Here is an 11476-nt window from a genome sequence, read left to right on the forward strand (position 1 = left end):
TCTCCCCCCCCGGCGGGGGTCGTCGCACGTCCGGGGCCATTTTCAGGGCTTGAACGCCCCTCGCGGCGCGTTCGCCGCCGTGGCGCGGACGATCTACGGGGGGTGTCGCCGGATCGGCGCGCCGATCGACTTTCGTCACTCTCCGTCGCCATCTGCTCATGTCCGTCGGGAACCGAACGGCTGGTTCCGATCGGTGCCGCGGGCCCGTCCGGAGGCGGTGTCCGGAGGGCGGCGGACATCGGCGGGGAGAACGCCCGAACGCGATGCGGCTGACCGCCGGTTCATCTCGGTGACCCCCATTCGTCAATTCTTCGCCGAATAGCCCCCCGCCCGGGTGAACGTTTTCCTCCGCGGCCACGAGTTATCCACAGGCAATCGGAACTCGGATGACGGAATCCGGATCTCCCCCCACCTTGATGACCGGCGGCGGTCGCCGGGCAGGGCCTCATCCCCCTTCTTCCAGAGGTCTGTCGGGCGGCCGTCTGCCGGAACCGTCCGACGTGCGCCGCCGGCCGCCCCAGGTGGCCGGCGGCGCGGAGGGGAGAAACCATGTCGACGCCGATCGCCGACCACATCACGGCCGAGGGCCCCGCGATCGCCGGGCCGCTCGTCGTCACCGAGGACGAGGGCCTGGCCGAGCACCTGCTGCGGATCTGCGCGGCCGCGGGCACCGAGCCGAGGCTGGTCCGGGGCGCGCCGCCGACGCGGGACCTCTGGGAAGGGGCCTCGTTGGTCCTGGTCGGGGACGATCAGGCGGTCCGCTGCTCCGAGCTGGGGCGGCGTGCCGGGGTACTGCTGCTCGGGCTGGACCTCGACGACCCCGGCGTGTGGGTCAGGGCCGTCCGACTCGGGGCCGAGCACGTGCTGTTCCTGCCCGACGCCGAGGCCTGGCTGCTCGACCGGGTCGCCGACGCGGCCGAGGGAGTCGGCTGTCCGGCGGTCACCGTCGCGGTGCTCGGCGGGTCCGGCGGGGCCGGGGCCTCGACGCTGGCCTGCGCGCTGGCGGTCACGGCCGCGCGGGCGGGCCGGCGGACGATGCTCCTGGACGGCGATCCGCTGGGCGGCGGCCTCGACATCCTGCTCGGCGGCGAGCGGGTCAGCGGGCTGCGCTGGCCCGATCTGGCCGGCTCCCGCGGGCGGGTCAGCGGGGCCGAGCTGGCCCGGGCGTTGCCGGTGCTCAAGCGGCTCTCCGCCCTGTCCTGCCTCTCCTGGGACCGCGGCGACACCCTGACCGTGCCGCCCGAGGCCATGCGCAGCGTGCTGGCCGCCTCCAGACGGCGCGGCGGGCTGGTGGTGGTCGACGTGCCCCGCCACCTCGACGCGGCCGCCGGGCAGGCGCTGGAGCAGTCCGACGTGGCGCTCCTGGTGGTGTCGGCCGAGCTGCGGGCGGTGGCTGCCGCTGACCGGGTCGCGGCGGCCGCCGGGATGCGGCTCGGGGACGTCCGGGCCGTGGTGCGGCCGGTGCGGGCCGGCGGGCTCCCGGCCCGGCAGATCGTCCGCGGGCTGCGATTGCCGTTGGCGGGGGAGCTGGAGCCGGAGCCGGGCCTGGCCCAGGACGTCGTGAAGGGCGTCCCGCCCGGGAGCCGGGACAACGGCCCGCTCGCGCGCTTCTGCGCGGGCTTCCTGAACGAAGTGCTGCCGCCGGTGCCGGCGGTCGGAGGAGGGGTGTACTGATGGTCCGTCTGCGGAGAACAGTCCTCGGGAGCGGGCCGCCCGGCCCGGGCGGCGGTGCGCGGGAGCACCCGCCGCTGCGGAGCGTGCCGCCGTCCGGCGGTCCGCCGGAGCCCGGGCACGGGCCCTGCCCGCACGGCCGGACGGCCCGCGAGCAGCGGACGGCGGCCCTGGTGGACGCGGTCCGGCTGCGGTTGGCCGAATCGGGCGCCGCCCCGACGGCCGGATCGGTCGCGGCCGCCCTGCGGGCCACCCGCCCGCCGCTCGGCGGGGACGAGGTCCTGGACACCGTGCGCTCGCTGCGCGCCGAACTGGTGGGTGCGGGCCCGCTGGAGCGGCTGCTGGCGGCGCCCGACGTCACGGACGTCCTGGTGAACGGCCCGGAGGAGGTGTGGGTCGACCGGGGCGGCGGCCTGCAGCGCGCCACCGGAGTCCGCTTCGCCGACGCCGGGGCGGTGCGGCGGCTGGCCCACCGGCTGGCCACCGCGGCCGGCCGTCGGCTGGACGACGCCCGCCCGTGGGTGGACGCCCGACTGCCGGACGGCACCCGGCTGCACGCCGTGCTGCCGCCGATCGCGGCCGGCTGCACGCACATCTCGCTGCGGGTCTGCCGGCCCCGGCCCTTCACGCTCGACGAACTGGTGGCGGGCGGATCGCTGCCCCCGGTGGGCGCGGAACTGCTCGCGGGCATCGTGCGGGCCCGGCTGTCGCTGCTGGTGTCCGGTGGGACGGGCTCGGGGAAGACGACGCTCCTGTCGGCGCTGCTCGGCCTGGTCGGGCCGGACGAGCGGATCGTGGTCGCCGAGGACTCCGCCGAGCTGCAACCGGCCCACCCGCACGTGGTCCGGTTGCAGAGCCGGCCGCCCAACCAGGAGGGGCTGGGCGAGTTCACGCTGCGGGACCTCGTCCGTCAGGCGCTGCGGATGCGCCCGGACCGGCTGGTGATCGGCGAGGTCCGCGGGCCCGAGGTGTCGGACCTGCTGGCCGCGCTGAACACCGGCCACGAGGGCGGCTTCGGCACCGTCCACGCCAACACGGCGGCGGACGTGCCGGTCCGGCTGGAGGCCCTGGGCGCGCTCGCCGGTCTCGACCGGACGGCGCTGCACAGCCAACTGCGGGCCGCGCTCGACGTGGTGGTGCACCTGGTCCGAGATCCGGGCTCGGGGCGGCGTCGGGTGGCGGAGATCCACACGCTGGCCGGGGCCGGTGACGGATCTGCCGTGACCACACCCGCGGTGGCCTTCCCAGCCTCCGGCGGCCTGCGTCCCGGTGCGGGCTGGGAGCGGTTGATCGGGCTGCTCGCGGCGCGCGGGGTGTCGCTCGGACCGGGGCGGCCGTGATCGAGACGACGCCGGTGAAGGCGGTGGGTGTGGACGTACGGGTGGTGGAACTCGCCCTCGCCCTGCTCTTGGGCGGGTGCGCAGCGGGTGCCCTGCTGCTGCTCGGCGGCGTGGGCCGGAAAGGCCGAGGGGAACGGAGGTGAGCGATGTGACGCAAAGTCAGTTGGCGCTCTGCTGGACGGTGGTGCTGTGCCTGGCGGCCGCAGCGGCCTGGCGCGCGGTGCAGGAGCAGCTGCCGGGCGGGCGGCGCTCCAGGCTGGTCCTGGCCGGCAGCGGGCCCCCGGTGCGGGGGCCCGGCTCGGAGGCCACGGCGCGGGTCGGTGGACGACTGCCGGAGTTCCTGGCGCCCGAACTGCTGCTCCTGTCGGTGGGTTTGGCTGCCGGGCAGGGCACCGCCTCGCCGGTGCCGGCGCTCGCGGCGGCCCTGGCCGTTCTGCCGCTGCGTGGATGGCGGCTGCGACGGCGACTGGCGGCCGAGGCGCGGCGCCGGGCCTCGGCGGTGGTGGAGCTCTGCGTCGGCCTGGCGGGGGAGCTGCGCGGCGGGGCGACGCCGGAGCAGGCGCTGCACCTGGTCACCGTGCGCCTCGCCGCCGACCCGGAGGGGCTGCGCGGACTCGGCGAGGAGTCGGTGGCCCGGCTGGCGGCCGGCCGCTACGGCGCGGACGTGCCCGCCGCGCTGCACCTGTTGGCCGAACGTCCCGGTGGCGGTGGGGCCGCGGCCATCGCGGCCTGCTGGCGGGTGTCGGCGGACAGCGGGTCGGGGTTGGCCGATGCGCTGGAGCGGGTCGCGGAGGCGTTGCGTGGCGAGCGGGTGCTCGCGGAGGAGATCGCCGGGGAACTGGCCGGTCCGCGGGCGACGATCGCCGTCCTGGCGGCGCTGCCGGGCATCGGGCTGCTTCTCGGCGCGGCGCTGGGGGCCCGTCCGTCGGAGGTCCTGCTGCACACCCCGACCGGGCTGGGATGCCTCCTGGCGGGGGCGTTCCTGGAGGGGCTGGGCGTGCTCTGGACGGCACGCATCGTCCGGGTGGCGGCCCACGGCGCGTTGGAGACGCTGCCGGGGCGGAGCGGGCGGCGTCGGGCCTCCGGCCGTGCCGCGACGGCTCTTCGGCCGGGCGAGCGCGTACGCGGGTCCCGACGGCTGCGCGCTCGGCTGCCCGGGGCGGGAGCGGGGGTGAGGTGATGCGGGGCGTCGAGTGGGCGGCGGTCGCCCTTCCGACCGGGGTGGCCATCGCGGGGTGGACGTCGGTGCGCGGCCGGGCGAGGCGTCGACGGGTGCTGGTCCGGGCGCGAGCGCGGGAGGCGAGCGGGAAGCGAACCGGCGTGCCGGTCCTGGGCGCAGGGCGCCGGCGGCGGGTGGTCACGGCGGCCGCGGCGGGGCTCGGGGTGGCGGTGTTGCTCGGAGGTGGCTCCGGGCTGGCCGTCGGGGTGCTGCTGGCGGTGGGCGTCCACCGGTGGTCGGCGGGGGCGCGGACACCCGCCGACCGCGCGGAGGCCCGCGAGGAGGAGCTGCTGGTCAGGCAACTTCCGCTGGGTGCGGAGCTGTTGGCGGCCTGCCTCGGTTCGGCGGCGCTGCCCTCGGAAGCCGTTTCCGCGGTGGGTCGGAGTGTGGGGGCGCCGCTGGGGCCCCGGTTGGTGGCGATCGGGGCCGAACTGGCCCTGGGCGCACCGCCGGAGCTGTGTTGGCGCCGCCTGGGCGAGCAGCACCCCTCACTCGCGCCGCTGGCCCGATGCCTGGAGCGCAGCAGCCTCGGCGGCGTCCCCGCCGCCGGCCCGCTGATCGGGCTGGCGCAGGGGCAGCGCGCGGCGGCCGCGCGGGCGGCCCACGCCCGGGTCCGCCGGGCCGCGGTGCTCGCCACCGCGCCGCTGGGGCTCTGCTTCCTCCCGGCCTTCGTGCTGATCGGCGTGGTGCCGGTGGTCGTCGGCATCACCGCCCGCTTCGCCCAGGCGATGTGAGGGTGAATCGGCTGCGCGGGACCGCCGAACGAACAACGAACAACGAACAACGAACGACAGGAGAGATTCATGACCGCAGTGATCGCGATCCGGCCCGGCGCCGACCGCCCGCTCCGCCCGTCGGTCGGGGCCTGGCGGCGCAGGAGCCGTCGGGCTGCCCGTCGGGTGCGCTGGGCAACCTGCCGTGCCCGCCGGGTGGCCGGCCTCCGGGGCCGCTCGGACGCCGGGATGACCACGGCCGAGTACGCCGTCGGAACGTTGGGCGCGTGCGCCCTCGCGGCCGGGCTGTACAAGGTGGTGACCAGCGAGGCCATCACCGGTGCGCTGACCGACATGCTGGTGCGGGCGCTCCATGCGACGTAGGGACTGTCGCCGAGCTCCCGAGCGCGAGCCGCCGTCGACCGGGAGGCCCGCGCGCAAGCTTCGTGGGGCGGCCGTCGTTCGTCGACGGCCTGCCGCCGGGCGGTCGGGAGGCGCCCCCGGCTCCGGCCGGCTAGGCGCGCCGGCGCCCGCGTCCGGGCCGCGCGGCGGCCTCCGCCTTCTCCGCCTTCTCCGCCTTCTCCGCCGTCGCCGTCGCGACGTCGCCCAGCCCGGACTCCGGGCGGCCGAAAGCGAGTTGAGGGCCGACCCTGGTCGGTCGGTGGCGCGTGGTGCCGGCCGGACGTGGTCGCCGCGCCCGGGGCGGCGCGGTGACGCGGGCTTCGTGACGGCGGAGACGGCGGTGGTACTGCCGGCCCTCGTCCTGCTCGCGGCGATGCTGATCTGGGGCGTGCTCGCGGCGGCTGCGCAGATCCGCTGTGTGGACGCCGCCCGGATCGGCGCCAGGGCGGCCGCACGCGGGGAGGCGGACGCGGCGGAAATCGCCCGCGCGGCGGCCCCACCGGGTGCGCAGGTCCGGGTGGCCCTGGCCGCCGACACGGTCCGGGTCGACGTGGAGGCGCCGTGCGCGGGGCCGGGCAGGCTCGGCGGACTGCTCGCCGTCCGGCTCGGGGCGGTGGCCGTGGCGGCACGGGAGGACGTCCTGGTGGCGGCCGCGGAGCGGGGTGGTGGCCCATGGCCGTCCTGACCGGGCCGCGGGGCACGGCGCAGCGGCTGGCACGCGTCCGAGCCGCCCGAGCGGCAGCGACGGGCGGCCGGGGGCCGGACGCCGGCTCGGCGACGGTCTGGCTGCTCGCACTGGCGATGCTGGGCACGGCGGTGTTCGGCGGGACGCTCGCGGTGGGGTCGGCGGTCGCGGCCCGGCACCGGGCGGAGTCGGCGGCCGACCTCGCGGCCCTCGCCGCGGCCGGCCGGCTGCTGCTGGACGGGGACGGCGGCTGCGCCCGGGCCGCCGCGATCGCCGCCGCCCAGGGCGCCGGGCTGGTGGCCTGTGCGGTCGACCGCTCGGCGGATGCCGTCGAGGTGGTGGCCGAGGCGGAGGTCCGCGGGCTCCCGGTCCGGTTCCGGGTCGGTCCGGCACGCGCGAGGGCCAGGGCCGGGCCGGTGCGTGCCCCGGTCACGGGCGGCCCCGAGGACGTGCCGGACGGCGGGCCGGGCGGTGCTCCGTCCGGAGCCCCGAGCTCCGCGGTGGCGGCCTCCGCGGCCTCATGAACCGTCCGGCGCTCCGTCGTCCGCCTCGGGGGCCGCCTCGGGGACGGCCCTGGCTCCGGCCGTCCGGGGCCGGTCCGGTTCCGACCCGCCCGGCCCGCCCTGGGCCTCCGCGGCTCCGGGGGCCCCGGCCAGCAGGACGTCCAGGAGCCGGACGGCGGCGGCCTTGTCCAGCGGATCGTTCCCGTTGCCGCACTTGGGTGACTGGACGCAGGAGGGGCAGCCGCGCTCGCACTCGCAGGAGGCGATCGCCGTCCGGGTGGCCGTCAACCACTGGACTGCCCGCTGGAAGCCGCGTTCGGCGAAGCCGGCCCCACCCGGGTGGCCGTCGTAGACGAACACGGTCGGCAGGCCGGTGTCCGGGTGCAACGGGACGGAGACTCCGCCGATGTCCCACCGGTCGCAGGTGGCGAACAGCGGCAGCAGGCCGATCGAGGCGTGCTCGGCGGCGTGGGCGGCGCCGGGCAGCTGGTCGAGCGGGATGTCCGCGTCGAGGAGCTGGTCCTCGGTGACGGTCCACCAGACCGCGCGGGTGCGCAGCGTGCGGGGCGGCAGGTCCAGCTTGCTCTCGCCCATGATCTCCCCGGTGGAGATCCGTTTGCGGAGGTAGCCGACCACCTGGTTGACCACCTCCACCGAACCGAAGCTGAGCCGGCCCTCGCCCCAGTCCACGGTGGTGTCGGTGTCGAGGACGGAGATGGAGGTGATGTCTCGGGCGGCGGTGGTGTACGGCGGGTCGGCCGGTTCGACCAGGGCGACGGAGTTCTCCAGGTCGAACTCCCGGACCAGGTAGGTGCGACCCTGGTGCAGGTGGACGGCTCCGGTGTGGACAGTGGTGTGCGCGGCGGCGGCGTCCACCGTGCCGAGCAGCCGGCCGGTGTCGGCCTCGACGATCTGCACCGGACTGCCGCCGCTGCCGCGCAGGTCCACCGCGTCGGCCGCGCGCTCGCGACGGGTCCAGTACCAGGAGCCGTCGCTGCGGCGGCGCAGCAGGCCGCGTCGCTCCAGGACCGGCAGCAGCGGTGCCGTGGACGGCCCGAACAGTTCCAGGTCGGCATCGGTGAGCGGGAGTTCGGCGGCGGCCGCGCACAGGTGCGGGGCGAGCACGTGCGGGTTGTCGGGGTCGAGCACGGTGGCCTCGACGGGGGCCGCGAACAGTGCCTCCGGGTGGTGCACCAGGTAGGTGTCCAGCGGGTCGTCGCGGGCGATCAGGACGGCCAGCGCGCCCTGGGCCTCCCGGCCGGCCCGGCCTGCCTGCTGCCAGAGCGAGGCCCGGGTGCCGGGATAGCCGGCCATCAGGACGGCGTCGAGACCGGAGATGTCGACGCCGAGTTCGAGAGCGGAGGTGGAGGCGAGGCCGAGCAGTCGGCCCGTGTGGAGGTCGCGCTCCAGGGCACGGCGTTCGTCGGCGAGGTAGCCGCCGCGGTAGGCGGCCACCCGTCCGGCGAGCGGGCGGGCGAGCTGGTCCTGGGTCTGGAGCGCGACGAGCTCCGCGGCGCGCCGGGAGCGCACGAAGACGACGGTGCGGGTCTCCCGCTCGACCAGGTCGGTCAGCAGGTGCGCGGCCTCGGCGGTCGCGGTGCGGCGCACGGGCGCGCCGTGCTCGCCGACGTTCTCGGTCAGCGGCGGCTCCCAGAGGCCGAAGACCATCGGTCCGCGCGGCGAGGCGTCCTCGGTGACGGCCACGGCGGGCAGCCCGGTCAGCCGCCGGGCGGTCGCGGCCGGGTCGGCGGTGGTCGCGGAGGCCAGCAGGAAGGTGGGTGACGAACCGTAACGGGCGCAGATGCGGCGCAGCCGCCGCAGAACCTGGGCGACGTGCGAGCCGAACACGCCCCGGTAGCTGTGGCACTCGTCGACGACCACGTAGCGCAGCGCCTTGAGGAAGGAGGACCAGCGGGCATGTCCGGGCAGGATCCCCCGGTGCAGCATGTCCGGGTTGGTGAGCACGTAGGACGCGTACTGGCGGACCCACTCGCGCTCCTCGGGCGGGGTGTCGCCGTCGTAGAGCGCGGCGCGCACCCGCGGCGGGGCGAGCTCGGCGGCCCGGCGTCGCTGGTCGGCGGCGAGTGCCTTGGTCGGGGCCAGGTAGAGCGCGGTGGCGCCGCGGCCGTTGCGGGCCTCGGTGCCGTCCAGCAGGTCGCTGAGCACCGGGGCGAGGTAGCCCAGCGACTTGCCCGAGGCGGTTCCTGTGGCGATCACCACAGTCTGGCCGCTTTTGGCCAGGTTCATCGCTTCTGCCTGGTGCGCCCACGGCTGTTCCACCCCGACGGCGCGCGCCGCCGCCACGACCTCCGGACGGATCGAGTCGGGCCACGGTGAATAACGCGCAGGTCGGGCGGGAAGATGCTCCGTATGGGTGAGCCGGTCGGACCGCCCCCGACTGGTGGCCAGGGTCGTGAGCAGTGCCTCGGGCGGGCTGTGTCGGGGCGGCATGAGGACCCAGTGTGTCACCGGCGTGACGGAGAATCGTCGTAAGCCATCGTGCGGGCATGGCCGCAGGTGGTTGAATGTGGCCGTGACGGCCGTATGGCCGTGGGTCGCAGCGCTGAGGCTTGCCACGCGTTGGCTGGGCGCGCCCGGGCTCGCGACCATGCGGTGGCGGCCGTCCGGCCGAGGATCGCACATGACGTAGCAAGGCAAGGTGCTGGAGGTTCCGTGGACCTGTCCCTGTCGACCCGTTCAGTCGGCGATCGTACGGTCGTCGAGGTTGGCGGCGAGATCGATGTGTACACCGCCCCGAAGCTGCGGGAGCAGCTGGTCGAGCTCGTCAACGACGGCAAGTACCACCTCGTCGTCGACATGGAAGGCGTTGACTTCCTCGACTCGACCGGCCTCGGTGTGCTGGTGGGCGGTCTGAAGCGGGTGCGCGCCCACGAGGGCTCGCTGCGCCTCGTCTGCAACCAGGAGCGCATCCTGAAGATCTTCCGCATCACCGGCCTGACCAAGGTCTTCCCGATCCACACCTCGGTGGACGACGCGGTCAGCGCGACCGACTGACGCGGCGGGGCCGGCCCTCGTGGCCGGCCCCGCTCGTTCCTCGCGTCCGGGTGCCCGGGTCCGTGTGGCCCGGTGCGTCGCCGGGCGCCCCTGGGCCGGTTCCGCCGGCCCGCAGGGGCCGGAGCTCCGGCCCCCGTCGGAGTACCCCGAGGGGGAGAGATGGCAACCGTCGAACTTCGATTCAGCGCGCTTCCCGAGCACGTGCGGACGGCCCGGCTGGTCGCCGCGGCCGTCGCCAGACGGGCCGGGGTCGACGAGTCGGTGCTCGACGAGGTACGGCTCGCGGTCGGCGAGGCGTGCTCCCGTGCGGTCGGACTGCACCAGCGCGGTGGCATCGGCGGCACGGTCAGGGTCGCGCTCACCGACCAGGAGAAGCGTTTCCTCATCGAGGTCGAGGACGAGGCCGGCCCCGCCGCCGTCCCGGCCTCCGGCGCCGCCGAGGGCGGCGAGCCGGACGACGACACCCTGGGCCTTGCCGTGATCACCGGCCTGGTCGAGGACCTGGAGGTCACCAACGGGGCGGACGGTGGCCTGATCCGGATGAGCTGGCCGGTTTCGGTCGCCTCCATCGCGGTCTGAGCCGTTTCGGCGCTGCCCGGGCGCCGCTTCGACGCTGCCCCGGGCCGTCGGCTTTTCTCGCATCCGGCTCACGGGCCCCACTCACATGCCCGGCGCACGGGCCCGGTTCGTGCGCGCCCGGGATGAGGCTGCGCCCCATCCCGGGGCGGGCGTGGCGGCACGTCGCCGACCCCGCGGACCGTGTCGCGGAAGCCACGGAAGCCACGGAAGCCGCGGCGAGGGCGGCCCTGCGGATCCGTACCCGGCGGTCGGCCGCGGTGGGCCGTTCCCGCCGTGCCCGCGCACGCCCGGCACGACACGTGGTCGGGGCGTCGAGCGGAGCGGGCAGCGGGGTTCGGGGGAGAACCGGGAACCGGGGAACGGACACCGGCCGTGTAGGTTCGACGACCGATGACGACCGAAACCGAAAGGCCTCTCCCGGTGAACAAGCGACTGCTGGCCGTACCCGCCCTCGGCGTGCTGCTCGCGTTCGGCGCCGTCGGCTGCGGCGGCGACGACAACAACAGCAAGCAGCTGGAGTCCTGGGCGTCGAACGTCTGCGGCGCCGCCAAGGACCCGATCGCCCAGGCGCAGACCGCGCTCGCCGACACCGGCCAGGTGAAGACCGGCGAGGCGCCGGCCGACCTCCAGAAGCGGCTCTCCACGGACATCGGGCGGCTGGCGAAGACCAACCAGGACATAGCCGCCGCCATCGACACGGCCGGGGCGCCCAAGGTGAAGGACGGCGCGACCCTCCAGAAGGACACCGTCGACGAACTGAAGAAGGCGGCCGACGGCTACCTGGAGGTCCAGAAGAAGCTGGACGCGCTGCCCAACGACGACCAGGCCAAGTTCGCCGACGGGCTGCGCAGCGTGGCCGACCAGGTGCAGCAGCTCGCCTCGCTCTCCACCCAGGCGCAGAGCAAGCTTCAGCACGGTGACCTCGGTGCGGCGATGGCCAAGCAGGACGGCTGCAAGCCGTCCCCGACCACCGCTCCGACGGGTGGCGCCAGCGGCAGTGCGGGTACCGGCGCGAGTGGGACCCCGGCCCCGGGCGGCACCGGCACGGCCCCGGCCCCGGGCCCCGGTGCCACCGACGCCCCGAGCGCTCCGGCCACCACCCCGGCGGCCGGCCCGACCGACGGCGCGAGCCCGGCCGCGACCGGTGCGACCACCGCTCCGGCGTCCCCCGCCCCCAGCGCGAGCTGAGCCCGGAGGGCCCGGAAGGACCCGGCGTACGCCCTCCCGGCCACCGGCCACCGGCCACCGGCGGACCTGCCCCACCACGGTGGTGGTGGTCGTGGTGGCGGTGTCGGCCAGGGCGCCCGCCGTGTCGGTCAGCGAGAGCCGGCTGTCCTCGCCGCCGAGGC

General features: G+C 76.3%; 11 protein-coding genes. 10 read left to right on the forward strand and 1 reads right to left on the reverse strand.

Annotated features, from left to right (window positions below; translation table 11 throughout):
- Positions 1-549 precede the first annotated feature (549 nt).
- From ssd to ACWD4P_RS03735, 7 genes are all read left to right on the forward strand, one after another.
- On the forward strand, positions 550-1674 hold the full coding sequence (gene ssd, locus ACWD4P_RS03705; protein ID WP_449778432.1) for a septum site-determining protein Ssd: 1125 nt from the start codon (positions 550-552) through the stop codon (positions 1672-1674).
- Positions 1674-3011, forward strand: a complete 1338-nt coding sequence (locus ACWD4P_RS03710) for a TadA family conjugal transfer-associated ATPase (protein WP_449778433.1) — start codon at positions 1674-1676, stop codon at positions 3009-3011. Before ssd ends, ACWD4P_RS03710 begins: the two co-directional genes overlap by 1 nt.
- A gap of 139 nt (positions 3012-3150) precedes the next feature.
- Positions 3151-4191, forward strand: a complete 1041-nt coding sequence (locus ACWD4P_RS03715) for a type II secretion system F family protein (RefSeq protein ID WP_449778434.1) — start codon at positions 3151-3153, stop codon at positions 4189-4191.
- The gene (locus tag ACWD4P_RS03720) at positions 4191-4964 is read left to right on the forward strand and encodes a type II secretion system F family protein (protein WP_449778435.1); all 774 of its coding nucleotides are present in this window, start codon (positions 4191-4193) and stop codon (positions 4962-4964) included. The genes ACWD4P_RS03715 and ACWD4P_RS03720 overlap by 1 nt, the downstream gene beginning before the upstream one ends.
- 69 nt (positions 4965-5033) lie before the next feature.
- Positions 5034-5327 carry a DUF4244 domain-containing protein gene (locus ACWD4P_RS03725; RefSeq protein WP_449778436.1) on the forward strand — a complete coding sequence of 98 codons (294 nt, stop codon included), beginning with the start codon at positions 5034-5036 and terminating at the stop codon, positions 5325-5327.
- Positions 5328-5667: 340 nt separating this feature from the next.
- Positions 5668-6030 (forward strand): TadE family type IV pilus minor pilin, encoded by a 363-nt coding sequence (locus tag ACWD4P_RS03730; protein ID WP_449778437.1) that lies wholly within the window; start codon positions 5668-5670, stop codon positions 6028-6030.
- Complete coding sequence (locus ACWD4P_RS03735; protein ID WP_449778438.1) at positions 6018-6554, forward strand: Rv3654c family TadE-like protein; 537 nt, start codon at positions 6018-6020, stop codon at positions 6552-6554. The genes ACWD4P_RS03730 and ACWD4P_RS03735 overlap by 13 nt, the downstream gene beginning before the upstream one ends.
- Here ACWD4P_RS03735 and ACWD4P_RS03740 read toward each other — a convergent pair.
- The gene (locus tag ACWD4P_RS03740) at positions 6549-8984 is read right to left on the reverse strand and encodes a DEAD/DEAH box helicase (protein WP_449778439.1); all 2436 of its coding nucleotides are present in this window, start codon (positions 8982-8984) and stop codon (positions 6549-6551) included. The genes ACWD4P_RS03735 and ACWD4P_RS03740 overlap by 6 nt on opposite strands.
- Positions 8985-9206: 222 nt before the next feature.
- On the opposite strand from ACWD4P_RS03740, the gene bldG reads away from it, so the two are divergent.
- From bldG to ACWD4P_RS03755, 3 genes are all read left to right on the forward strand, one after another.
- Positions 9207-9548, forward strand: coding sequence for an anti-sigma factor antagonist BldG (gene bldG / locus ACWD4P_RS03745; protein WP_030240921.1), 342 nt, complete (start codon positions 9207-9209; stop codon positions 9546-9548).
- Positions 9549-9707: 159 nt separating this feature from the next.
- Positions 9708-10127 carry an ATP-binding protein gene (locus tag ACWD4P_RS03750; RefSeq protein WP_359817035.1) on the forward strand — a complete coding sequence of 140 codons (420 nt, stop codon included), beginning with the start codon at positions 9708-9710 and terminating at the stop codon, positions 10125-10127.
- A 420-nt stretch (positions 10128-10547) separates the two neighbouring features.
- Entirely contained in the window at positions 10548-11315 is a 768-nt protein-coding gene (locus ACWD4P_RS03755; protein WP_449778440.1) for a hypothetical protein, read from the forward strand.
- Positions 11316-11476: the final 161 nt, after the last annotated feature.

It is taken from the genome of Kitasatospora sp. NPDC002543, from assembly GCF_053594915.1.

Bases quoted from the DNA above. Each gene is read 5' to 3' on its own strand.
- ACWD4P_RS03725 (WP_449778436.1), top strand. From the start codon at position 5,034: ATGACCGCAGTGATCGCGATCCGGCCCGGCGCCGACCGCCCGCTCCGC.
- ACWD4P_RS03750 (WP_359817035.1), top strand. From the start codon at position 9,708: ATGGCAACCGTCGAACTTCGATTCAGCGCGCTTCCCGAGCACGTGCGG.
- ACWD4P_RS03720 (WP_449778435.1), top strand. From the start codon at position 4,191: ATGCGGGGCGTCGAGTGGGCGGCGGTCGCCCTTCCGACCGGGGTGGCC.
- ssd (WP_449778432.1), top strand. From the start codon at position 550: ATGTCGACGCCGATCGCCGACCACATCACGGCCGAGGGCCCCGCGATC.
- ACWD4P_RS03735 (WP_449778438.1), top strand. From the start codon at position 6,018: ATGGCCGTCCTGACCGGGCCGCGGGGCACGGCGCAGCGGCTGGCACGC.
- ACWD4P_RS03710 (WP_449778433.1), top strand. From the start codon at position 1,674: ATGGTCCGTCTGCGGAGAACAGTCCTCGGGAGCGGGCCGCCCGGCCCG.
- ACWD4P_RS03740 (WP_449778439.1), bottom strand. From the start codon at position 8,984: ATGCCGCCCCGACACAGCCCGCCCGAGGCACTGCTCACGACCCTGGCC.